At 68.8% G+C, this 23,316-nt stretch carries 22 protein-coding genes; 16 read left to right on the top strand and 6 right to left on the bottom strand.

The window, feature by feature from the left end:
* Positions 1-209: 209 nt before the first annotated feature.
* From Q0Q47_RS17630 to Q0Q47_RS17645, 4 genes are all read right to left on the bottom strand, one after another.
* Positions 210-1,013, bottom strand: coding sequence for a xanthine dehydrogenase family protein subunit M (locus Q0Q47_RS17630; protein WP_293862698.1), 804 nt, complete (start codon positions 1,011-1,013; stop codon positions 210-212).
* 50 nt (positions 1,014-1,063) lie between these two features.
* On the bottom strand, positions 1,064-3,430 hold the full coding sequence (locus Q0Q47_RS17635; RefSeq protein WP_293862700.1) for a xanthine dehydrogenase family protein molybdopterin-binding subunit: 2,367 nt from the start codon (positions 3,428-3,430) through the stop codon (positions 1,064-1,066).
* 153 nt (positions 3,431-3,583) lie between these two features.
* Positions 3,584-4,081, bottom strand: a complete 498-nt coding sequence (locus tag Q0Q47_RS17640; protein WP_293862702.1) for a (2Fe-2S)-binding protein — start codon at positions 4,079-4,081, stop codon at positions 3,584-3,586.
* A gap of 251 nt (positions 4,082-4,332) precedes the next feature.
* A complete protein-coding gene (locus Q0Q47_RS17645) occupies positions 4,333-4,782 on the bottom strand; it encodes a CoxG family protein (RefSeq protein ID WP_293862704.1) in 450 nt (149 codons plus the stop codon).
* A 189-nt stretch (positions 4,783-4,971) separates the two neighbouring features.
* Between Q0Q47_RS17645 and Q0Q47_RS17650 the strand changes: the two genes are divergently transcribed.
* The 11 genes from Q0Q47_RS17650 to bmt all read left to right on the top strand — a co-directional run bounded on the left by Q0Q47_RS17650 (position 4,972) and on the right by bmt (position 16,490).
* Positions 4,972-6,222 (top strand): aconitase X catalytic domain-containing protein, encoded by a 1,251-nt coding sequence (locus Q0Q47_RS17650; protein ID WP_293862706.1) that lies wholly within the window; start codon positions 4,972-4,974, stop codon positions 6,220-6,222.
* The gene (locus Q0Q47_RS17655; RefSeq protein ID WP_293862708.1) at positions 6,213-6,632 is read left to right on the top strand and encodes a DUF126 domain-containing protein; all 420 of its coding nucleotides are present in this window, start codon (positions 6,213-6,215) and stop codon (positions 6,630-6,632) included. Before Q0Q47_RS17650 ends, Q0Q47_RS17655 begins: the two co-directional genes overlap by 10 nt.
* A gap of 165 nt (positions 6,633-6,797) precedes the next feature.
* Complete coding sequence (locus tag Q0Q47_RS17660; RefSeq protein ID WP_293862710.1) at positions 6,798-8,030, top strand: FAD-binding oxidoreductase; 1,233 nt, start codon at positions 6,798-6,800, stop codon at positions 8,028-8,030.
* Between the two features lie 62 nt (positions 8,031-8,092).
* Complete coding sequence (locus tag Q0Q47_RS17665) at positions 8,093-9,103, top strand: 4-hydroxyproline epimerase (protein ID WP_293862712.1); 1,011 nt, start codon at positions 8,093-8,095, stop codon at positions 9,101-9,103.
* A 313-nt stretch (positions 9,104-9,416) separates the two neighbouring features.
* Positions 9,417-10,331, top strand: coding sequence for a branched-chain amino acid ABC transporter permease LivH (locus Q0Q47_RS17670; protein WP_293862714.1), 915 nt, complete (start codon positions 9,417-9,419; stop codon positions 10,329-10,331).
* A 3-nt stretch (positions 10,332-10,334) separates the two neighbouring features.
* The gene (livM, locus tag Q0Q47_RS17675; RefSeq protein ID WP_293862716.1) at positions 10,335-11,891 is read left to right on the top strand and encodes a high-affinity branched-chain amino acid ABC transporter permease LivM; all 1,557 of its coding nucleotides are present in this window, start codon (positions 10,335-10,337) and stop codon (positions 11,889-11,891) included.
* On the top strand, positions 11,891-12,760 hold the full coding sequence (locus tag Q0Q47_RS17680; protein WP_293862718.1) for an ABC transporter ATP-binding protein: 870 nt from the start codon (positions 11,891-11,893) through the stop codon (positions 12,758-12,760). The genes livM and Q0Q47_RS17680 overlap by 1 nt, the downstream gene beginning before the upstream one ends.
* Positions 12,757-13,530 (top strand): ABC transporter ATP-binding protein, encoded by a 774-nt coding sequence (locus Q0Q47_RS17685; protein ID WP_293862720.1) that lies wholly within the window; start codon positions 12,757-12,759, stop codon positions 13,528-13,530. The genes Q0Q47_RS17680 and Q0Q47_RS17685 overlap by 4 nt, the downstream gene beginning before the upstream one ends.
* A 10-nt stretch (positions 13,531-13,540) precedes the next feature.
* Positions 13,541-13,900, top strand: coding sequence for a DUF6867 family protein (locus tag Q0Q47_RS17690; protein ID WP_293862722.1), 360 nt, complete (start codon positions 13,541-13,543; stop codon positions 13,898-13,900).
* A gap of 153 nt (positions 13,901-14,053) precedes the next feature.
* On the top strand, positions 14,054-15,169 hold the full coding sequence (locus Q0Q47_RS17695) for a branched-chain amino acid ABC transporter substrate-binding protein (RefSeq protein WP_293862724.1): 1,116 nt from the start codon (positions 14,054-14,056) through the stop codon (positions 15,167-15,169).
* Positions 15,170-15,482: 313 nt separating this feature from the next.
* On the top strand, positions 15,483-16,490 hold the full coding sequence (gene bmt, locus Q0Q47_RS17700; RefSeq protein WP_293862726.1) for a betaine--homocysteine S-methyltransferase: 1,008 nt from the start codon (positions 15,483-15,485) through the stop codon (positions 16,488-16,490).
* 15 nt (positions 16,491-16,505) lie between these two features.
* Here bmt and Q0Q47_RS17705 read toward each other — a convergent pair whose 3' ends face one another.
* On the bottom strand, positions 16,506-17,234 hold the full coding sequence (locus tag Q0Q47_RS17705; RefSeq protein ID WP_293862728.1) for a cytochrome c biogenesis CcdA family protein: 729 nt from the start codon (positions 17,232-17,234) through the stop codon (positions 16,506-16,508).
* Between the two features lie 120 nt (positions 17,235-17,354).
* Between Q0Q47_RS17705 and Q0Q47_RS17710 the strand changes: the two genes are divergently transcribed.
* Positions 17,355-18,353: a P1 family peptidase gene (locus Q0Q47_RS17710; RefSeq protein ID WP_293862752.1), complete on the top strand. Its 999-nt coding sequence runs from the start codon at positions 17,355-17,357 to the stop codon at positions 18,351-18,353.
* A gap of 271 nt (positions 18,354-18,624) precedes the next feature.
* Here the strand turns inward: Q0Q47_RS17710 and Q0Q47_RS17715 are convergent, their stop codons facing one another.
* Entirely contained in the window at positions 18,625-19,881 is a 1,257-nt protein-coding gene (locus Q0Q47_RS17715; RefSeq protein ID WP_293862730.1) for an FAD-binding oxidoreductase, read from the bottom strand.
* Positions 19,882-19,987: 106 nt separating this feature from the next.
* Here Q0Q47_RS17715 and Q0Q47_RS17720 point away from each other — a divergent pair, with 106 nt between their 5' ends.
* From Q0Q47_RS17720 to Q0Q47_RS17735, 4 genes are all read left to right on the top strand, one after another.
* Positions 19,988-20,947: a hypothetical protein gene (locus Q0Q47_RS17720; RefSeq protein WP_293862732.1), complete on the top strand. Its 960-nt coding sequence runs from the start codon at positions 19,988-19,990 to the stop codon at positions 20,945-20,947.
* A gap of 114 nt (positions 20,948-21,061) precedes the next feature.
* Positions 21,062-21,727, top strand: coding sequence for an EF-hand domain-containing protein (locus Q0Q47_RS17725; protein WP_293862734.1), 666 nt, complete (start codon positions 21,062-21,064; stop codon positions 21,725-21,727).
* Positions 21,728-21,817: 90 nt separating this feature from the next.
* On the top strand, positions 21,818-22,495 hold the full coding sequence (gene rpe, locus Q0Q47_RS17730; RefSeq protein ID WP_293862736.1) for a ribulose-phosphate 3-epimerase: 678 nt from the start codon (positions 21,818-21,820) through the stop codon (positions 22,493-22,495).
* On the top strand, positions 22,492-23,316 hold an 825-nt coding region (locus Q0Q47_RS17735; RefSeq protein ID WP_293862738.1), incomplete at its 3' end, for a lyase family protein. The genes rpe and Q0Q47_RS17735, both read left to right, overlap by 4 nt.

The raw sequence follows: 23,316 nt of genomic DNA on the forward strand, positions 1-23,316 counted from the left end.
GCCCGGCCTCGAGAAGATCAGCCATGCCGGAGGCACGGAGGGAGAAAACGACGCTTCTCCGTCGGGCTGCCACCTCTCCGCCGTCCTGGCCGGCTTGGCCCGGCCATCCACGACTTTGGCCCAGCTTGGCTCAGTCGTGGGTGCCCGGGCCAAGCCCGGGCATGACGCGCGGAGGGATGGGGGCGACGTGAGAAGCGCCGAAAAGCCCCTTACTTGCCCACCGCCGCGGTCACGGCGCGCTTGGCCATGACCACGATCAGGTTGGCGCGGTACTCGGGCGAGGCGTGGATGTCGCCGTTGAGGCCGGTGGCGGGCAGCGTCACGCCTTCCAGCGACTTGGGCGAGAAGCGTTTCTTCAGGGCGTCCTCGAGGACCGTCGCACGGAACACGCCGTTCGAGCCCGCACCGGTCACCGCGACGCGCACGTCGGAACCGCGCTTGGCTACGAAGACGCCGGCAAGGGCGTAGCGCGAGGCCGGGTTGCGGAACTTGGCGTAGGCCGCCTTGGACGGGATCGGGAAGGAGACCTTCACGATGATCTCGCCGTCCTCGAGCGCCGTCTCGAAGAGGCCCTTGAAGAACTCCTCGGCGGGAATCTTGCGCTTGTTGGTGACGATCGTCGCGCCGAGGGCCAGCGCGGCCGAGGGATAGTCCGCGGCCGGGTCGTTGTTGGCGATCGAGCCACCAATGGTGCCGCGATGGCGGACCGCCGGGTCACCGATGCCGGCGGCGAGCGACGCCAGGGCCGGGATCGCCTGCTGGACCACCGCCGAAGCGGCGACGTCCGCGTGGCGGGTCATGGCGCCGATGACGAGCGCGCGGCCCTTCAGCTCGATGCCCGACAGGCCGTCGACCTTGGCGAGGTCGATGAGGGTCGAAGGCGCGGCGAGCCGCTGCTTCATCGTCGGCAGAAGCGTCTGGCCGCCGGCGAGGAACTTGCCGTCCTCGGCCTTGGCCAGGGCGGAAGCCGCCTGACGCACCGTCTTCGGGCTCACATAGGAGAAGGCGTACATGGATAAGGTCTCCTTCGGAGATCAGCGAATGTAGGAATGCCAGCGGGCGCCTATTCAGCCGCCTGCTTGCGGAGCGTCTTCTGGGCGGCCTGCCACACCACCTGCGGGGTGGCGGGCATGGTCACGTCCTCGTGTCCGAGCGCGTCGGTGATGGCGTTGATCACCGCCGGCGGGGCGGCGATGGCGCCGGCCTCGCCGCAGCCCTTGATGCCGAGCGGGTTCGAGGGGCACGGGGTGACCGTGGTCCCGATCGAGAACGACGGCAGGTCGTCCGCGCGCGGCATGCAGTAGTCCATGTAGGAGGCCGTCACGAGCTGACCCGAGCTGTCGTAGCGCGCGCCCTCGAGCAGGGCCTGGCCGACGCCCTGGGCGATGCCGCCATGGACCTGGCCCTCGACGATCATCGGGTTGATGACGTTGCCGAAGTCGTCCACCGCGGTCCACTTGGCAATCGTGGTGACGCCCGTCTCGGGATCGACCTCGACCTCGCAGATGTGCACGCCCGAGGGGAAGGTGAAGTTGGTCGGGTCGTAGAACGCGCCCTCCTTCAGCCCCGGCTCCAGCTCCTGGCCGGAGAACTTGTGGGCGATGTAGGCCTGCAGGGCCACCTCGCCGAAGGCCAGCGACTTGTCCGTGCCGGCCACCGAGAAGCGGCCGTCCTTGAACTCGATGTCGCCTTCGGAGGCCTCCATCGCGTAGGCGGCGACCTTCTTGCCCTTGGCGATGACCTTGTCGAGCGCCTTGCTGATGGCCGACATGCCGACCGCGCCGGAGCGCGAGCCGTAGGTGCCCATGCCGAACTGCACCTTGTCGGTGTCGCCGTGGACGACGGCCACCTGGTCGATGTCGATGCCGAGCCGCGCCGACACGAGCTGGGCGAACGTCGTCTCGTGGCCCTGGCCGTGCGAATGCGAACCGGTGAGCACCTCGACGGTGCCGACCGGGTTCACGCGGATCTCGGCCGATTCCCACAGGCCGACGCCGGCGCCCAGCGAGCCCACCGCGGCCGACGGCGCGATGCCGCAGGCCTCGATGTAGGCCGAGAAGCCGATACCGCGCAGCTTGCCGGCCCGCGCGCTGTCGCGGCGGCGCTTGCCGAAGCCCTTGTAGTCGGCCATGTCGAGGGCCTTCTCGAGCGAGGCCACGTAGTCGCCCGCGTCATAGGCCATGATGACCGGCGTCTGGTGCGGGAACTTGCGGATGAAGTTCTTCTTGCGGAAGGCGGCCGGATCGGTGCCCGTCTCGCGCGCCGCGACCTCGATCATGCGCTCGATGACGAAGGTCGCCTCGGGGCGACCGGCGCCACGATAGGCATCGACCGGGGCCGTCGTGGTGTAGACGCCCTCGACCTCGCAGTAGATGGCCGGGATGTCGTACTGGCCCGACAGCAGCGGGGCGTAGAGGTAGGTCGGCACGCAGGACGAGAAGGTCGACAGGTAGGCGCCGAGGTTGGCCTTCGTCTTCACGCGCAGGCCGAGGATCTTGCCCTTGTCGTCGAGCGCCATCTCGGCGTGGGTGATGTGGTCGCGGCCGTGGGCGTCCGAGAGGAAGGCCTCGGTGCGCTCGGCCGTCCACTTGACCGGCCGGCCCACCTTCTTGGCCGCCCACACGCAGACGGTCTCCTCGGCGTAGATGAAGATCTTGGAGCCGAAGCCGCCGCCGACGTCCGGCGCGATCACGCGCAGCTTGTGCTCGGGTGCGATGCCGATGAAGGCCGAGAGCACGAGGCGCGCGACGTGCGGGTTCTGCGACGTCGTGTAGAGCGTGAAGGCGTCGTTGCCCGCATCGTAGTCGCCGATCGCCGCGCGCGGCTCCATGGCGTTGGGCACGAGGCGGTTGTTGACGAGATCGAGCTTGGTGACGTGCTTGGCCCTGGCGAAGGCGGCATCCGTCGCGGCCTTGTCGCCGAGGTGCCAGTCGTAGACGCGGTTGTCGGGGGCGATGTCATGGACGACGGTCGCGCCCTTCCCGGTCGCGGCGTTCATGTCGACGACCGCCGGCAGCACGCCGTAGTCGACCACGATGGCCTCGGCCGCGTCCTTGGCGGTGGAGTAGTCCTCGGCGATCACCACGGCGACGTGGTCGCCAACGTAGCGCACCTTGCCCTGGGCCAGGGCCGGATGGGCGCCCGCCTTCATCGGCGAGCCGTCCTTGTTGTGGATCATCCAGCCGCAGATCAGCCCGCCGATCTTGTCGGCGGCGAGGTCGTCGCCCGTCAGCACCGCGAGCACGCCCGGCTTCGCCTTGGCGGCGGAGGCGTCGATCGACTTGATGGTGGCGTGGGCGTGGGGAGAGCGCAGGAAATAGGCGTAGGCCTGGCCCTGGCGGTTGATGTCGTCGGTGTACTGGCCCTTGCCGGTGATGAAGCGGAAGTCTTCCTTGCGGCGAACAGGTGCGCCGATGCCGGTCGATGTCATTGTTCCCTCCTGGCGCCGCGTCGAGGCGGCTATCGTCTTAGGCGTGGAAACTGCGGCGGTGGAGCGCTGGGCGAGTGGCGAATGGCGAGTAGCGAGTGGGGTGCACGATCGCCCCTCTTCGCTGTTCGCTACGCCCTGCTCGCCCCACTCTTCTTATTCCGCCGCGACCTTCTGCGCGCCGCCGGCCATGGCCGCGGCCCCGGCCTCCACGGCCTTGACGATGTTGTGGTAGCCCGTGCACCGGCAGATGTTGCCCTCGAGCTCGTGGCGGATGGTCGCCTCGTCGAGCGCGCTGCCCTTGCGGTTCACCATGTCGACCGCGGTCATGATCATGCCGGGGGTGCAGAAGCCGCACTGCAGGCCGTGATGCTCGCGGAACGCCGCCTGCATCGGATGCAGGTCCCCGCCAGCCGACGCCAGACCCTCGATCGTGACCACGGACGAGCCGTCAGCCTGAACGGCGAGCATGGTGCAGCTCTTCACCGCGCGTCCGTCGACATGGACGACACAGGCGCCGCACTGCGAGGTGTCGCAGCCGACATGCGTGCCGGTCAGCCGCAGATGGTCGCGCAGGAACGACACGAGCAGGGTGCGCGAATCCACCGACGCGCTGACGCTCTTGCCGTTCACCGTCAGGGTGATGTTGGCCATCATGGTCCTCCTTGGATGGGCGCCCGCGGCGGAGCGCCGGATTGTTGGCCGCGCAGGGCGCGCGGCGGCATGACGAAAAGGCTGGCTCGGGGGTGCTTCGGGGGAGCACCCAATGCGGTGCGCGGGAGTGTGGTACGCCCCGAAACGGCGGTCAAGCGGGATGCGTCATCCGCGAGGCGCGACAAACCGGCCCGATTTGGGCCGTTTTTCGTCATTTCTTCGCGGTTGCGAGATGTTCGCGCAAACGCCAGCTAGGCCGCCGAAACGGCCTTGGCGAAATTCGCGAAGAACTCGTCGGCCATTTTCTTCGCCACGCCGTTGATGAGCCGGCCGCCGAGCTGGGCGAGCTTGCCGCCGATCTGGGCCTCCACGTCGTAGGTGAGCTTGGTGCCGCCCTCCACCGTCTCCAGCTTGACCACGGCGCCGCCCTTGGCGAATCCGGCCACCCCGCCCTCTCCCTCGCCGCTGATGCGATAGCCGTTGGGCGCGTCGATGTCGGTGAGGTTGACCTTGCCCTTGAAGGTGGCGCCCACCGGGCCGACCTTGATCTTCGCCGTCGCCTGGAACGACGTGTCGCTGGTCTTTTCCAGCGTCTGGCAGCCCGGAATGCAGGCCTTCAGAACCTCGGGATCGTTGAGCTTGGCCCAGACGGTCGGCTTGTCGGCCGGCAACACGAAGTCGCCGGACATGGTCATCGCCATGGATGCGGTCTCCTTGGGTCTCGGGCCGCCGCAAAGGCAGCCCCGTGGCCGGAACCTCTGCGGGAACGGCGCAGGCGGATGAAAGCCCATCCGGCGGCCACCCGCAAGGCGAGCCCGGTTCGTTCTTTCGTCCTTGCACCGCTTCCGGCTGGTCCGCGATAGTGCGAGGACGACGAAGGTGACGAACAGATGACGACCCTGACTGACGAGGAACGCGCGTTGGCCGCCGGCGAGCGGGGCGCCGGCAGCGCCATGGCCATGCGCATCGTGGCCGAGTCCGCCCGCCTGATGGGCGCACCGCGCCTGCTGCGGGTGGCCTCCGCCCACATCGACGGGGCCCTCTATCACGGCGATTCGGGCACGCTCTTCGCCGAAAAGCTGGTCGAGGGCGCGGCGCGGGTGGCGGTACCGTCGACCTTGAACGTCGGCGCCCTCGATCTCGTGGGCTGTTCGCGCAACCGCCTGCCGGCGCACGAGCGCGACATGGCCAGGCGCATGATGAAGGCCTACGAGGCCATGGGCTGCGCCGCGACGTGGACCTGCGCGCCCTACCAGGCGGGCCACCGGCCGGCGGTCGGCAGCGACGTCGCCTGGGGTGAATCGAACGCGGTGGTGTTCTGCAATTCCGTGCTCGGCGCGCGCACCAACCGCTACGGCGATTTCCTCGACATCGCCTGCGCCATCACCGCGCGTGCCCCCGACTACGGCCTTCACCGTCCGGAGAACCGCGTCGCGCGATTCGTGGTGGATGCGAGCGGGCTTCCGGCGGCACTCAAGGCGAGCGAGGCCTTCTGGCCTGTGCTCGGGACCTGGTACGGCCTTCACGCCGGCACCGCCGTCGGCGTCATCGACGGCCTGCAGGGTCACGCCAGCGAGGACAAGCTGAAGGCTCTGGGCGCGGCGTCGGCGTCTTCCGGCGGGGTGGGCCTGTTCCACGTGGCCGGCGTGACGCCCGAAGCGCCCGACGTCGCCACCGTCACGGGCGGAGCCGCCGTGGAGCGGGTTGTGCTGACGGGCGCGATGCTCCAGGCCGCCGAGGCACGGCTGTCGACCGCCGCCGACGACAGCGTCGACGCGGTGGCGATCGGCAGCCCGCATCTCTCCCTCGACGAGGTGCTCGAATTGCGGCGCCTGCTGGCGGGGCGCAAGGTCGGCGTTCCCTTCTACGCCTGCACGGGTCGCCACGTGATCCGCGCCATCGACGCGGACGGCACCCGCCGCGCCCTGGAGGACCAGGGCATCACCTTCGTCGCCGACAGCTGCGTGGTCGTGGCGCCGATCATCGAGCGCACCACGGGCGTGCTCATGACCAATTCGGGCAAGTTCGCCCACTACGCGCCCGGCAACACTGGCCTCGCCGTGCGCTACGGCGCGCTGGCCGATTGCGTCGAGAGCGCCATGGCCGGGCGCCTCGTGCGGGAGCCGATGCTATGGCAGTGACCCACTCCCCCTTCCCGGTCCTCCTGCCCGGTTCGGGAGCCGGCGAGGTCCTCGCCCTCACCCGTCCCATCAGCTTCTGGGGCGGCGTCGACCCGCGGACGGCAAACATCATCGACGCGCGCCATCCGGAGAACGGCGTGTGCATCAGCGGCAAGGTCCTCGCCTTGCCAGGCACGATCGGCTCGTCGTCAGCCTCGGCCGTGCTGCTCGAACTCGTTCACGCCGGCATCGCCCCGGCTGCGATCCTGATGACGGAGCCCGACGCGATCCTTCTGCTCGGCCTCGTCGTGGCCCGCGAGATGGGGTGGGCCACGCCCCCGGCGGTCAAGGTGCCGCTGGCGGTCCAGAAGGAGCTCGCTGGCAAGCGCGTGAGCGTGGGGGCGGATGGGGCGATCACAACGGCGCAATGATGGACGCCGGTTCGTTTGAGCTCCCCCTCTCCGCGTCCTGGCCGGGCTGAGAGGAGGCAGCCGGATAGAAACGATTGATCTCGAACCAAAAATGGTCCTCATCCTGAGCAGCCCGCGCAGCGGGCGTGTCGAAGGACGCACCGAACCCGGGCAGGCCCGAACAGCATGCGTATCACCATCATCGGCGCCGGCCTCGTCGGCCTCGCTTCGGCCCACGCCCTGCGCGACGAGGGACACGAGGTCACCATCGTGGACCGCGAGGGACCGGCGGCCGGCGCGTCGCGCGGCAACGCGGGCTGGCTCGCCCACACCGACATCGACCCCATCGCGTCGCCCAAGATGCTGCGGCAGGTGCCGAAGTTTCTGCTGGACCCGCTCGGCCCGCTGGCCATCAGGCCGTCCTACCTGTGGCAGATCCTGCCCTGGCTCGCGCGGCTGATCTGGGCGTCGCGCCCGGGCAACCTGGAGCGCTCGGTCAAGGGGCTGGTCTCGCTGCAGATGCTGGCCATGCCGGCCTGGACGCAGCTGTCCGGCGACCTCGGCCTCGCCCGGCACATCCACCGCCGCGGCGGCCTCTTCGTGTTCGCCTCGCACGCGGCGTTCGACGAGGCGAAGCCCCACTTCCGCAAGCAGATGGACCTCGGGATCGCCTGCGACCTCCTCGACCAGCCGGCGCTGAGGCAGCTCGAGCCGATGCTGGGCGATGCGATCGTGGGCGGGGCGTTCTTCCCCGACGCCGCCCATGTGAGCGATCCCAGGGTCCTCACCGAGGCGCTGTTCGAGGCCGCCCTGGCGCGCGGATGCATGTTCGAGCGTGGCGACGTCACCGCCGTGGAGGCGGGCCCGCCGGCCCGTGTCCGCCTCGCGGATGGCCGCACGCTGCAGGGCGACGCGGTCGTGGTCGCCTGCGGCGCCTGGTCGAGGCCGCTGGCCGCGGGCCTGGGCGACGCGGTCCCCCTGGACACGGAGCGGGGCTACAATGTGAGCTTTCCGGACGCGGTCGGGCTGCTGAGCCGCCCCGTCGCGTTTCCCGGGCACGGCTTCGTGGCGACCCCCATGGAGACGGGCCTGCGCATCGGCGGCGCCGTCGAACTCGGCGGGCTGGAGCTTGCGCCCAACCACGAGCGCTCGCGCGCCCTGCACGCGAAGGCCAGCCGCTTCCTGCGCGGCTGCCCGCCCTACGACACCGGCACGAAGTGGATGGGCTTCCGGCCGTCGATCCCCGATTCCCTGCCGGTCATCGGCACGGCGCGAGCCACCGACCGGGTCGTCTACGCCTTCGGGCATGGGCACTACGGCCTCACCCAGTCCGCCGCGACCGGCCGGATCGTGGCCGACCTGCTGGCCCGTCGCCCGCCGCCCATCGATCTTGCGCCCTTCAGCCCGCAGCGGTTTTGATGGTGCGGCTTACGACGCGACGTTGAATCAGAATCACAACCGCAAGAAAGTCACTCAAGGCCATGGCAACCCACACGTTCTTCTGCGTCGACGGCCACACCTGCGGCAATCCCGTGCGCCTGGTGGCGGGCGGCGGGCCGCCGCTCGTCGGCGCGACCATGGTGGAGAAGCGCGCGCATTTCCTGGCCGAGTATGACTGGATCCGCACGGGCCTGTGTTTCGAGCCGCGCGGCCACGACATGATGTCGGGGGCGATCCTGTATCCCCCGACGCGTCCGGACTGCGACATCGCGTTCCTGTTCATCGAGACGTCCGGCTGCCTGCCGATGTGCGGCCACGGCACCATCGGCACCGTCACCATGGCGCTGGAGCGCGGGCTGGTAACGCCGCGCGAGAAGGGCCTCCTGCGCATCGACACGCCGGCCGGACTGGTCGAGGCGCGCTATGTCGAGAAGGACGGCTTCGTCGAAAGCGTGCGCATCACCAACGTCGCCTCCTTCCTGCACTCGCGCCAGATCACGGCAGAGGTCGAAGGCATCGGCGAACTGGTCGTCGACGTGGCCTATGGCGGCAATTTCTACGCGATCGTCGAGCCACAGAAGAACTTCCCCGGCCTGGAGCACGTCGAGCCCTCCGACATCCTGCGCTGGAGCCCCAGGGTGCGGGCGGCGTTCCGCAAGGCCTACGAGTTCGTCCATCCGGAGAACCCCGCCATCAACGGCCTCTCCCACGTGCTTTGGACCGGCACGCCGACGCAGCCCGAGGCTCACGCCCGCAACGCCGTCTTCTACGGGGACAAGGCGATCGACCGCTCGCCCTGCGGCACGGGCACCTCGGCGCGCATGGCGCAGTGGGCCGCGCTGGGCCGGCTGAAGCCCGGCGACGACTTCGTCCACGAGTCGATCATCGGCACCATGTTCAAGGGCCGGGTGGAACGCGCGACCCGGGCCGGCTCCTACGACGCCATCATCCCCTCCATCGAGGGTTGGGCCCGGATGACGGGGTACAACACGATCTTCATCGACGACCGCGACCCCCTCGCCCACGGTTTCCAGGTGAAGGACCGCGGCTGAAGCTTGGCTGGGGCAGCGAATAGCAGCCCCGCCTCAGCCTCATGGATGCCCGCTCCCTCGAATTGAATTTCACGCCTGCGGGGTTTCGCGCACTTTTGCTGCGGAAAACGCCCTCACAGTCCCGATTTCCGGCACAAACCGCTTTTTGTCGGAAACGTGACGGCGCATGATTGTGGCCTGAACGGCGCCTTGGTAAGACTTCGGCAAGCAATCCGCCGGGAACGGGCACGGCCTTTGCTAGGGCCAGCCTGCACGCACCACAACGACGCCTAAGGCGCGCGGTCAGCGGCTTGAGAGGGGAGTGGCGTACGACATGGAAGTGTTCCTCCAGCAGCTCATCAACGGGCTGACGCTGGGGTCGATCTACGGCCTCATCGCCATCGGCTACACGATGGTCTTCGGCATCATCGGCATGGTGAACTTCGCCCACGGCGACGTGTTCATGGTCGGCGGCTTCATCGCCCTGATCCTGTTCATGGTGTTCACGGCCTGGCTCGGCCTCGCGGTCGTCCCGGCGCTCGTGCTGGTGCTGATCCTCGGCATGGCCCTCACAGGGCTGTGGAACTGGACCATCGAGCGCGTCGCCTACAGGCCGCTGAGGGGATCCTTCCGGCTGGCCCCGCTGATCTCCGCGATCGGCGTGTCCATCTTCCTGGCGAACTTCGTCCAGGTGATCCAGGGCCCGCGCAACAAGCCCCTCCCCCCGATGATCCAGGGCAACTTCGTGCTCATGGGCGAGGGATCCACCACGGTCGTGCTGGCCTACAAGCAGATCGTGATCATGGTCATCACGGCGGTGCTGCTCGGACTCTTCTGGTACCTCGTGCAGAAGACCGCGCTCGGCCGCGCCCAGCGCGCCTGCGAGCAGGACCGCAAGATGGCGGCGCTGCTCGGCATCGACGTCGACCGCACCATCTCGCTGACCTTCGTCATCGGGGCCGCGCTCGCCTCGGTCGCGGGCGTCATGTACCTCATGTACTACGGCGTGGTGAGCTTCTCGGACGGCTTCGTGCCCGGCGTGAAGGCCTTCACGGCGGCGGTGCTCGGCGGCATCGGCTCGCTGCCCGGCGCGGTGCTCGGCGGCCTTCTCATCGGCCTCATCGAGACCATGTGGTCGGCCTATTTCACCATCGACTACAAGGACGTGGCGGCATTCTCCATCCTCGCCATCACCCTGATCTTCCTGCCGACCGGCATCCTGGGCCGGCCCGAAGTCGAGAAGGTCTGATCGATGGCCGCCTCCGCCCAAGCCGCCGCCGCCTCCCGCGAGGCGCCGACGAAGGCGCAAGCGCTGCGTGAAGCAGGGTTTGCCGCCCTCGTGATGCTCGGTCTCTCGGTGCCGATCGTGGCGCTGCGCACCGAGCAGAACATGGAGAACCAGCTCGTCCTGGCACCGCGCTACGGCATGGTGCTGCTGGCCTGCATCGGGGTGTTCCTGGCCCGCTACATCCAGGTGATGTTCGTCAACGGGCTCACCCGCACCCTGCTGATCGTGGGCTCCTTCACCCTGCTCGGCGGCGTCGCGCGGGCGACCGGTCAGGCGCTCGACGGCTTCTCCGTCGGCGTGTTCGTGATCGGTGCGGCCCTGATCGCGGCAGGCTTCGCGTGGCAGAAGCGGGTCGATGCGCAGGCGGGCGCGCCCGCGGCGCCGGCCTTCCTGGAGCGGTTTTCGGCGATCCAGCCCTATGTGGGGCCGGCGGCGCTCGGGTTCATCGCCGTCTATCCCGCCCTCGCGCTGTGGCTCACGGGCACCGGCGGCTCGATCAAGTGGATCGACAACTTCGGCATCCAGATCCTCATCTACATCATGCTGGGATGGGGCCTGAACATCGTGGTGGGCCTCGCCGGCCTGCTCGACCTCGGCTACGTGGCCTTCTACGCGGTGGGCGCCTACAGCTACGCCCTGCTCGCCACGAAGGTGATTCCCGAGGTGTTCCCGACGCTCGGCGTGTGGTCCTTCTGGATCTGCCTGCCGATCTCGGGGATCCTGGCCGCCCTGTGGGGCATCCTGCTCGGCTTCCCGGTGCTGCGCCTGCGTGGCGACTACCTCGCCATCGTGACGCTCGCCTTCGGCGAGATCATCCGCCTGGTCCTGATCAACTGGGTGGAGTTCTCGAACGGCTATGCCGGCATCTCGACCATCCCGCGTCCGAGTTTCTTCGGCATCCCGTTCAACGCGTCGGACACGGGGTTCGCGGCCGTCTTCGGGCTGGAGTTCAGCCCGATCTACCGCACGATCTTCCTGTACTACGTGATCTTGTGCCTCGCCCTCCTCACGGCCTTCGTGACGCTGCGCCTGCGGCGCCTGCCGGTGGGCCGGGCCTGGGAAGCCCTGCGCGAGGACGAGATCGCCTGCCGCTCGCTGGGCATCAACACAACCAACACGAAGCTCACGGCCTTCGCGCTGGGTGCCATGTTCGGCGGCTTTGCCGGCTGCTTCTTCGCGGCGCGCCAGGGCTTCATCTCGCCGGAAAGCTTCACGTTCATCGAGTCGGCCCAGGTACTCGCCATCGTGGTGCTGGGCGGCACGGGCAGCCTCGTCGGCGTCGTGATCGCCTCGATCGCGCTGGTCGGCGGCTTCGAGATCCTGCGCGAACTGGACTTCCTGAAGCTGATCTTCGGCGAGTCCTTCGACCCGACGCAGTACCGCACACTGCTGTTCGGCCTGGCCATGGTGCTCATCATGCTGTGGAAGCCGCGCGGCCTCGTGTCGACGCGTGAACCCACCGCGTTCCTGAAGGAATCCAAGAGCGTCTCCGGCTCGCTCGTGAAGGAGGGCCACGGCTGATGACCACCGCCACTCCCCTTCTCAAGGTCGACCACCTGACGATGCGCTTCGGCGGCCTCGTGGCCGTCAACAACCTCTCCTTCGAGGCGCGCCGCGGCGAGATCACCGCCCTGATCGGTCCCAACGGGGCCGGCAAGACCACGGTGTTCAACTGCATCACCGGCTTCTACAAGCCGACCGAGGGCATGCTGTCGCTCAACCATCCCAATGGCGGCACGTGGCTGCTGGAGCGCATGCCCGACTTCAGGATCAACTGGAAGGCCAAGGTCGCCCGCACCTTCCAGAACATCCGCTTGTTCCAGGGCATGACCCTGCTCGAGAACCTGCTCGTCGCCCAGCACAACACGCTGATGATCGCGTCCGGCATGACCTTCCTCGGCGTGCTCGGCGTCGGCGGGTACAAGACGCATGAGCGTCGGGCGATCGACAAGGCGATCTACTGGCTCGAGAAGACCGGGCTCATCGACCGGGCCGACGATGCGGCCGGCGACCTCCCCTACGGCGCGCAGCGCCGGCTGGAGATCGCCCGCGCCATGTGCACCGAGCCCGTGCTGCTGTGCCTCGACGAGCCCGCGGCGGGCCTCAACCCGAAGGAGAGCCTGGAGCTCAACGAGCTGCTGCGCTCGATCCGCAAGGACCACGACACCTCGATCCTCCTCATCGAGCACGACATGTCGGTGGTGATGGAGATCTCCGACCACGTGGTCGTGCTCGACTACGGCACCAAGATCGCCGACGGCACGCCCAAGGAGATCCAGAACGACCCGAAGGTCATCGCCGCCTATCTGGGCGTCGAGGACGAGGAGGTCGAGAGCGTCGAGGCCGAGGTCGAGAGCGTGGCCGAACAGGTGGCGGAGACCGGCCGATGAGCACTGTGGCTGACACGATGGCCGGCAAGCCCGCCGCGGCGGCACCGGGTCCGTCCCTCCTCGCCGTCCGTGGGGTGAAGACCTACTACGGCAACATCATCGCCCTGAAGGGCGTCGACATGGACGTCCGCCAGGGCGAGATCGTCACGCTCATCGGGGCGAACGGCGCCGGCAAGTCGACGCTGATGATGACGATCTTCGGCAATCCGCGGGCTCGCGAAGGGTCGATCACGTTCGACGGGCGGGACATCACCCGCATGCCGACGCACGAGATCGCGCGGCTCAACATCTCGCAGTCGCCCGAAGGCCGCCGCGTGTTCCCGCGCATGACGGTCTACGAGAACCTGCAGATGGGCGCCTCCATCAACGGTTTCGCCCATTTCGACCAAGACCTCGAGCGCATGTTCACGCTGTTCCCGCGGCTGAAGGAGCGCATCTCCCAGCGCGGCGGCACGCTGTCGGGTGGCGAGCAGCAGATGCTGGCCATCGCGCGCGCGCTGATGGCGCGGCCTCGCCTGCTGCTCCTCGACGAGCCTTCGCTCGGGCTGGCGCCGCTCATCGTCAAGCAGATCTTCGACGCCATCCGCGACCTCAACCGCAAGGAAGGGCTCACGGTCTTCCTCGTCGAGCAGAACGCCTACCACGCCCTCAAGCTCGCGCACCGCGGCTACGTGATGGTCAACGGGCTCATCACGATGTCGGGGACGGGCCGCGAGCTCCTGGCCGATCCGCAGGTGCGGGCGGCCTATCTCGAAGGCGGACACCACTAGGAACCGGGCGATGTCAGGCATCCTCTACGAAGAAAGCTCGATCTGGCTGTTCCTGCTGGTGTCGGTCGTCATGGGCGGCTCGGCCGCCTGGGCGACGGGCAAGTCGATCGCGCAGACGTGGCGTCCCCTGTGGCAGGTGCCGGCCTACATGCTGGTGCTGGGCTGCGCCGTGCGCTTCATCCACTTCGCCCTGTTCGAGGGCACGCTTCTCAGCCTCCAGTTCTACGCGGTCGACACCGTGATCCTGATGGTGCTGGGAATGCTCGGCTTCCGGTATCGGCGCACCCAGCAGATGACCACGCAGTATCGCTGGATGTACGAGAAGACCGGTCCGTTCAGCTGGCGCGAAAAGGCCGCGGGCGCGGCTTGAAAAGGACCAGCCAAGGCCTTCTCAAACGCCGAAAAGAGCTTAGCTTTTCGAGTGACACCCACCGAAAAAGGCGCAATGATCCGCCCCATCCGGTGGTTGGCACGCGATAAAACCGGGTCTCCACGGGGATCCATCGATCAGAGGGGAAATCTGATGAAGAAACTGCTGATGACGGGCATCGCGCTCGGCGCGGTCATGGCCCTGTCGGGCGTGGCCCAGGCCCAGATCAAGCTCGGCGTCGCCGGGCCGATCACGGGTCCGAACGCGGCCTTCGGTGCGCAGCTGAAGAACGGCGTCGAACAGGCCGTCGAGGACATCAACGCCAAGGGCGGCGTCCTCGGCCAGAAGATCACGGTCAGCGTCGGCGACGACGTGTCCGATCCCAAGCAGGGCGTGTCGGTTGCCAACAAGTTCGTTGGCGACGGCGTCAAGTGGGTGGTCGGCCACTTCAACTCCGGCGTCACCAACCCCGCCTCCGACGTCTACATGGAGAACGGGATGGTCATGGTGACCCCTTCGGCCACCAACCCGAAGATCACCGAGAAGGGCATGTGGAACGTGTTCCGCACCTGCGGTCGTGACGACCAGCAGGGCGCCGTGGCCGCCGACTACATCGCCAAGACCCTGAAGGGCAAGAAGGTCGCCGTCGTCCACGACAAGACGACCTACGGCCAGGGCCTCGCCGACGAGACCAAGAAGGCGATGAACGGCAAGGGCGTGAAGGAAGTCCTCTACGAAGGTGTGAACACCGGCGAAAAGGACTACTCGGCGCTGATCTCCAAGATCAAGTCGTCCGGCGCGGACGTCGTGTACTGGGGCGGCCTGCACACCGAAGGCGGCCTGATCGTGCGCCAGATGCGCGACCAGGGCGTCAAGGCCGTGCTGATGTCGGGTGACGGCATCACCTCCGACGAGTTCGCCACGATCGGCGGCCCGGGCGTCGAAGGCACCCTGATGACCTTCCCGCCGGACCCGCGCAAGCGCCCCGAGGCCAAGGACATCGTCGCCAAGTTCGAGGCGAAGAAGTTCAACCCCGAGGCCTACACGCTCTACAGCTACGCCGCGGTGCAGATCCTCGCCCAGGCGGCCGAGATGGCCAAGTCGACCGATCCCAAGAAGGTCGCCGAGGCCATGCACTCCGGCAAGCCGTTCAAGACCGTCATCGGCGACATCGCCTACGACAAGAAGGGCGACATCACCCGCCCCGACTACACGATGTACGTGTGGAAGAAGCAGGGTGACAAGATCACCTACGTCGAGCAGAAGTAATCGCTTCACGGCGATGCTTGCGAAGGGGCGCCGCGAGGCGCCCCTTTTGTTTTGGGCGCGACACAAAGGTCGGTTGACGCAAAGCCGAAACACCTCCGCGCGTCATGCCCGGGCTTGGCCCGGGCACCCACGACTTCGGAACGGCCCAAGCAAAGTCGTGGATGGCCGGGCCAAGCCTGGCCAGGACGGCTGAGAGAATTCAGAGCGTTTATGGTCCAAACACGGCCCCGTCCCGTATACGGCACGAATCGTCCGTTTTGACAAACGCACTGTCGTGAAGTAGCAGTGCGCGATTGTCTGCCGAGGCCCTGCCATGCTCGATCGCCCTGCCGCCGACCGCCTGTCAGCCCTGCTCGCCGAGAAGGGAGTCCTGCTCGCCGATGGCGCGACGGGGACGAACTACTTCGACATGGGACTGGAGTCGGGCGAGCCGCCCGAGGCCTGGCTCGTCGAGCATCCCGACAAGGTCGAGGCGCTGCACCGCGCCTTCATCGAGGCCGGCTCGGACATCGTGCTGACCAACAGCTTCGGCGCCAACCGCTATCGCCTGAAGCTCCACGGCCTCGAAAACCGCACGCGCGAACTCAACCGGCTGGCGGCTTCGATCGCCCGCAAGGCCGCGGACGCCTCGGGACGCACGGTGATCGTCGCCGGTTCGGTGGGCCCGACGGGCGAACTGTTCGATCCGCTCGGCGCGCTCACCATGGATGCGGCCGTTGAAGCCTTCACGGAGCAGTGCCGCGGGCTGGCCGAGGGCGGCGCCGACCTGGCCTGGATCGAAACCATGTCCGCCGCCGAGGAACTCGAGGCGGCCGCGCGCGGCGCCATCGCGGCCGGCCTTCCCTACGTTTTCACCGCGAGCTTCGACACCGCGGGCCGGACCATGATGGGCGTGACGCCCGAACAGATGGGCGAGATCGCCGCACGCATGCCGGTCGCTCCCCTCGCCTACGGAGCCAACTGCGGGATCGGCCCCGGCGATCTCGTCGTCTCCACGCTCGCCATGAGCGCCGCCTCGCCGGGCGACGTGCTCGTGGCCAAGGGCAATTGCGGCATTCCGCAGTGGGTGGGCGACAAGGTCCACTACGGCGGAACGCCCGAACTGATGGGGTGCTACGCCAACCTCGCGATTGCGTCGGGCGCGCGCATCATCGGCGGTTGCTGCGGCACGTCGCCGAGCCACATCGCCGCCATGCGCAAGGCGATCGACGCGGGCGTGCGCCCGCCCCGCCCGACCTTCGAGGCGGTGGAGGAGAGCCTCGGCCCGGTGACGCGCCCCAAGGCTGCCAAGGAGCGGACCCGCTCGGGCCGGCGCGGCTGATCGCCGAGACGGTCCTCAGCCCAGCCTGCCCAGCACCGGGAAGGTCTCGAGCAGCCAGAACGACATCTGCGTGAAGCTGCCGGTCAGGAAGGCCACGCCCGTGATCACGAGGAGGCCGCCCATGGCCTTCTCCACGAGCCCCATGCGCTTGCGGAAGCTCTTCATGAAGCCCGTGAAGGCCTCGAGTGCGAGGCCGGCCACGAGGAACGGGATGCCGAGGCCGGCCGAATAGGCCCCCAGCAGCAAGGCGCCTCGGGCCACCGTGTCCTCCGATCCGGCCACCGCCAGGATCGCGGCGAGGATCGGGCCGATGCAAGGAGTCCAACCGAAGGCGAAGGCGAGCCCCATCACGTAGGCGCCCCAGATGCCGACCGGCTTCTCGACGGTGAGGCGGGCCTCCCGGTAGAGGAAGGCGAAGCGGAACACGCCGAGGAAGTGCAGCCCCATCGCGATGATGGCGATGCCGGCGAGCCACGACAGCGTGTCGAGATATTGCCGGATCACCTGTCCGAGCACCGAGGCGGTGGCACCGAGCAGCACGAAAACCGTGGAGAAGCCCAGCACGAACAAGGTCGCGACGATCATCACGTCGCGCCGTGCGCGTCGTTCGCCCCCTTCGGCGAATTCCTCGATGGTCGTGCCGGCGAGGAAGCAGAGGTAGGGCGGAACGAGCGGCAGCACGCAGGGACTGAGGAAGCTCAGCACGCCAGCAAGCACCGCCGCGGGGATCGAGACATCGGCCATGCCCGCTTCTAGCGTGTCGGGCGCCCGCGACCAAGGCACCACACGCGCATCCGTGTTCACACCCACGCGGGCTTGATGCCCCGCGCCGCCTCCCGCAGGATGGCGCCCATGACAGCCCCTCTGCGAAATCTCATCACCGACGTCCCCGGCCTGCTCGTCGGCAACGCGTCGGATCCGGACCGCGCGACCGGTGTCACGGCCGTGGTCTTCGACCGTCCGACACCGGCGGCGGTGGCCATCCTGGGCGGTGGGCCGGGGACGCGCGACACCTCGCTGCTCGAGCCCGAGATGACCGTCGACGGCGTCGATGCCCTGGTGCTCTCGGGCGGCTCCGCCTTCGGGCTCGATGCCGCGGGCGGCGTCCAGGCGGTGCTCGCCGAGCACGGGCGAGGCTTCCGCATTCGCGACATGACCGTGCCGATCGTGCCCCAGGCCATCCTGTTCGACCTGCTGAACGGCGGCGACAAGCACTGGGGCCGAAAGCCCCCCTATTTCGACCTGGGCGCGGCCGCCTGCGAGGCGATCGCGGCGGACTTCCAGCTCGGTACGGCCGGCGCCGGCTTCGGCGCCACGACGTCGACGGTGAAGGGCGGGCTGGGGTCGGCCAGCATGCGCACGGCCTCGGGCTTCACCGTGGGCGCGGTGGTCGCGGTCAACGCCGTCGGCTCGCCCCTCGTGGGAAGCGGCCCGCATTTCTGGGCGGCGCCGTTCGAGCAGAACGGCGAGTTCGGCGGCCTCGGCCTGCCGCATCCCTGGCCTGCCGACGCGCTCGAGCTGCGCATCAAGGGTGCGGCGCCCAACCAGGCCACCACGATCGCCATCGTCGCCACCGACGCCATCCTCGGCAAGGCGGAATGCAAGCGCGTCGCCAATGCCGCCCACCACGGCATGGCCCGGGCTTTGCGCCCGTCGCACACGCCGCTCGACGGCGACCTCGTCTTCGCCGCCGCCACCGGCCGCAAGCCGCTGGGCCCCATGCCCGTGGCCGCCCTGGCGGAGATCGCGATGGCCGCCGCCGACTGCCTCGCGCGCGCCGTTGCCCGGGGCGTCTACGAGGCGACGTCGCTGCCGTTCACGGACGCCCCGATCGCTTGGAAGGACCGCTTCGCCAACCGGTGAGCGGCGGAACGATGCGGCCGTCACGCGATCGGGCGCTCCAGGGCCGTGGCTTTCCCGCCCTCGGACCTTCGGCCGAAACAGGCTGCTATCCCTCCGCACGTCCTGCCCGGGCTTGGCCCGGGCATCCACGACTTTGCCGGGGCCATCCGCAAGTCGTGGGTGGCCGGGCCAAGCCCGGCCATGACGGCGGAGAGATGGGTGCCGGCAGGGGAGATGCGCGCAAGCCATCGGCAAGCGGTGGCTTGCCGAAGACTGCAGGATCGCCTGTCGCTCAGAACCGCGCCGCGCTGTAGGGCGCGGGGTCGGTGAACGGGGTGGCGCCGGTGACGAGTTCGGCGATCAGTCGGCCGGTGACCGCCGACATCGTCAGCCCGTGATGGGCGTGGCCGAAGGCGAACCACAATCCGGGGTGTCGCGGTGCCGGACCGATGACGGGCACCATGTCGGGCGTGGCCGGGCGGTTGCCCATCCAGGGCCTCGCGTCGAGCCGGGTCTCCAGCGGAAACAGGCGCCGGGCGTGCGGTTCGGTGCGGGCGAGTTGCACGGGCGTGGGTGGGGCGTCGCGCAGCGCGAACTCGGCGCCCGTGGTCAGGCGGATGCCGCGCGCCATCGGCGCCAGGACGTAGCCCTTGTCGGCGTCGAGCAGCGTGTGGTTCAGGACCGCGTTGCCGGCCGGCCGGTAGTGCATGTGATAGCCGCGCTTGACGGCCATCGGCAGCCTGTAGCCGAGCGGGCCATAGACCGTGTCGGACCACGGCCCGAGGGCCACCACCACGTCGCGCGCGGCGACCGGTCCGGCCTCGGTCTTCACGCTCCAGCGGCCCGCACTCTGCTGGCCCGTGCTCTCCTGGACCAGCGTGGCCGCGTCGCCGTGAAGGAAAGCCCCGCCGCGCGCCCGGAAGAGGTTCAGGTAGGCCATCGACAGGGCGGCCGGATCGCTCACGCAGACGGGGTCGTGGTAGTGCACCGCGCCGGCCAGCGTCTCCTGCAGGTTCGGCTCCAGCTTCGCCAGCCCCGCCGCGTCGACGATCTCGAAGTGAAGCCGGAACGGCTTGAGCAGCCGCGCCGCCGCGAGCGCCTCCTCGAACTTGCGCGGCGAGCGGAAGATCTTCACCCAGCCGGTACGACGCAGGAGCGCTTCCGCCCCCGATGCCGCGATCAGCGGCTCGTGCTCCGCCAAGCAGTTCTCGATGAGGGGCAGGACCGCCCGCATCGCCTGCTCGTGGCTCTCGGGCTCCGAGGCGCGCCAGAAGCGCCACAGGAAGGGCAGCAGCTTGGGTAGGGCGGAGGGGTGGTAGTAGGCCTCGGGCGCGCCGTTCAAGGCATAGCGGGCGAGGTCGCCGAGCCGGCGCGGAAAGGCGTAGGGATAGATCGAGGCGCGCTCGATGATGCCGGCATTGCCGAAGCTGGTGCCCTGCCCCGCCTCCTGCCGGTCGACCAGCGCCACCGAGCGGCCCGCATCCTGGAGCTTCAGGGCGGTGGCCAGGCCGATGATCCCTGCGCCCAGCACCACTGCGTCGCGCTGCATTGCTTTGTCCGTGGCTCCATGCTCGATTGCGCCGCGACAATAGAGGCAGGACGGGCCAGCGTCAGCAGGCTGCTTTGCCTCAGCCCGTTCCTGCCGTGCGGATCTCGTGACCGGTCTCGTTCAAGCCCTGATCCGCAGCCTGGCCTGGGTCGGCCGCCATGGCGCCGCCGGCTTCGCCATCGCGATCATCGCGGGCATCGCCTTGCCGGGCCTGGCCAACACCTTCCGGCCGGTCCTGCCCGTCACGATCTTCCTGTTCGTGGCCCTCACCTTCGCCAGGGCCGATTTCGCCGGCGTGCGCCGCGTCTTCGCGGCCAGGCAACGACTGGTGCTGATGACCGGCTGGATCACGCTGTGCATGCCGGTGATCATCCTGCCCTCCGTCATGGCGATCGGGCGCGACCACATCGAGCCCGGGCTCCTGCTCGGCATCGCCCTCGTGGCGGCCGCGCCGCCGCTCATGGGGTTTCCGGCCTATGCCGCCCTGCTCGGCCTCGACAACAGCATCGGCATCGCGCTCCTGCTGATCACCTTGGCCGCAACGCCGCTGATCGCGCCCTCGATGGCCTCGCTGGTGGCCGGCGCCGCGGTGCCGATCGACCCGGTCGTGCTGAGCCTGCGCCTCGCCACCCTGCTCGGCGGCGCCGGCCTGCTCGCGCTGCTCCTGCGCCGTTTCGTCGGCCCACCGCGGCTGGCGCGGCTGCGCCACGAACTCGATGGCCTCAACGTGCTCATCTATTTCGTGTTCGCCATCGCCGCCATGGACGGGGTGATCGACGCGGCCCTGAACACGCCCGGCACGGTCGCGCTCCATCTGGCCGTGGGCAGCGGGATCGCGGTGGTCGGACTGGCGACCACCTACGCGCTGATGCGCCCCATCGGGCGCCCCGACGCCTTCGTGCTCGGCCTGGGCACCGGCATGCGCAACAGCGGGCTCCTCGTCGCGAGCCTCGGCGCCGCCTGCCCCACCACGACCTACCTGTTCTTCTCCCTCCTGCAGATCCCGATCTACTGCGCGCCGCTGGTCGTCGGGCCGCTCGTGCGAAGGCTCAAGGCCTCTCCCTGAGCGCTGGCCCGCCGGTTGCACGGCTCCTGGCCAAGTACCCCGTCCGGTTCGACGGGGCCGGACGCCCCGAGGCGGGGCATCAGGAAGGAGACGGTCATGGTCGCAGCTTTGGGAATGGCAGGACTTTCAACCGCTTACAGCCTCTTCAAGATGCTGCAGGCGCGATCGTCGGGTGCCTCGTCCGGCTCCACCGCGGGGACCCAGGACGCCTCCGCCACCGGGCAAAATCTGCCGACGGGGACGACGGGGCCGGCAAGTTTCGACCCGGCGGCGCTGTTCTCCGCCCTCGACGCGGACAAGAGCGGCGGCATCAGCAAGGACGAACTCTCCACCGGCCTGAAGACGGCCCGCAACAGTTCCTCGGCGGCGGCGAGCGCCATCGATCCGCGCACCTTCGGCGCATTGCTCTCCGTGCAGGAGGCCAGCCAGCAGTCGAACCGCGCCAGCAAGCTGTTCGACAAGCTCGACGCCGACAAGAGCGGCGCCATCTCCATGGACGAGCTCACCGCGGGCCTGGCCGGCAGCAAGCAGGTCGATGCCAGCAAGAACGGGCTCGATGCCCTGTTCGCCATGATCGACAAGGACAAGGACGGCAAGATCTCGGCCGACGAGCTGAAGTCGGCCATGGAGAACGCCGCCCAGAACCGGCATGGCCGCCACCATCGTCACGAATGGTCGGGCCTGACGGCGTCGACGCCGACGACCACCACGTCGACCACGACGAGCGCGACGGCGGGCACGACGGCCACCGCCGACACCACGCAGAGCGCGGCCGCCTGACGCAGCGCGAGGAGAGCCCTCTCCTGATCGCGGTGCGAATCGCAACCTGACGAATTGCATCCCGGGTCCCGGGGTGCTACCGGCGCGGACATGACCCGTCCGCTCCTCATCGCCCCCTCCATCCTGGCCTCGGACTTCTCCAGGCTGGGCGAGGAAGTCCGCGCAATCGACGCCGCCGGCGCCGACTGGATCCACCTCGACGTGATGGACGGTCACTTCGTGCCGAACATCACCTTCGGCCCGGACGTGATCAAGGCGCTGCGGCCGCATTCGCAGAAGGTCTTCGACGCCCACCTGATGATCGCCCCCTGCGATCCCTACCTCGAGGCCTTCGCCAAGGCGGGCTGCGACATCATCACCGTGCATGCCGAGGCGGGCCCGCATCTGCACAGGTCGCTGCAGGCGATCCGTTCGCTCGGCAAGAAAGCGGGGGTGTCGATCAACCCGGGCACGCCCGAGGGCGTGCTCGAATACGTGCTCGACCGCGTGGACCTGATCCTGCTGATGACGGTGAACCCCGGCTTCGGCGGTCAGGCCTTCATCCCCGAGGTGGTCGAGAAGGTGCGCCGCGTGAAGGCCATGGTCGGCGACCGGCCCATCGACATCGAGATCGACGGCGGCGTCACGCCCGAAACGGCCCCTCTCGTGGCGGCGGCGGGCGCCAACGCGCTCGTGGCCGGCTCCGCCGTGTTCAAGGGCGGCGCAAGCGCCTACGCCGCCAACATCGAGGCCATCCGCGAGGCGGCCCAAGCCAGGAGAGAAGCATGATTCCGCGTTACAGCCGGCCGGAGATGGTGTCGATCTGGTCTCCGGAGGCGCGCTTCCGGATCTGGTTCGAGATCGAGGCCCATGCCTGCGACGCGCTGGCCGAGATCGGCGTGATCCCGAAGGAGGCCGCCCGCACCATCTGGGAGAAGGGCGGCAAGGCCGAGTTCAACGTCGCGCGCATCGACGAGATCGAGCGCGAGACCAAGCACGACGTCATCGCCTTCCTGACGCATCTGGGCGAGTTCGTCGGCCCGGATTCGCGCTTCATCCACCAGGGCATGACGTCGTCCGACGTCCTCGACACCTGCCTCAACGTGCAGCTGACCCGTGCCGCGGACCTGCTGATCGCCGATGTCGACGCGCTGCTCGCCGCCCTCGAGCGCCGGGCCTTCGAACAAAAGACGACACCGACGATCGGGCGGTCGCACGGCATTCACGCCGAGCCGACCACGTTCGGCGTGAAGCTCGCCTATGCCCATGCCGAGTTCCAGCGCGCGCGCGCAAGGCTCGTGGCCGCCCGCGAGGAGGTCGCGACCTGCGCGATCTCCGGTGCCGTCGGCACCTTCGCCAACGTCGACCCGCGCGTCGAGGAACACGTCGCCAAGGCCATGGGCCTGAAGCCCGAGCCCGTGTCGACGCAGGTCATCCCGCGCGACCGTCACGCGATGTTCTTCGCCACCCTCGGCGTGGTCGCCTCCTCCATCGAGCGCCTCGCCATCGAGGTGCGCCACCTGCAGCGCTCCGAGGTGCTGGAGGCCGAGGAATACTTCTCGCCGGGCCAGAAGGGCTCCTCGGCGATGCCGCACAAGCGCAACCCGGTC

The sequence above is a fragment of the uncultured Alsobacter sp. genome, assembly GCF_945952055.1.
GTDB lineage: Bacteria > Pseudomonadota > Alphaproteobacteria > Rhizobiales > Beijerinckiaceae > Alsobacter.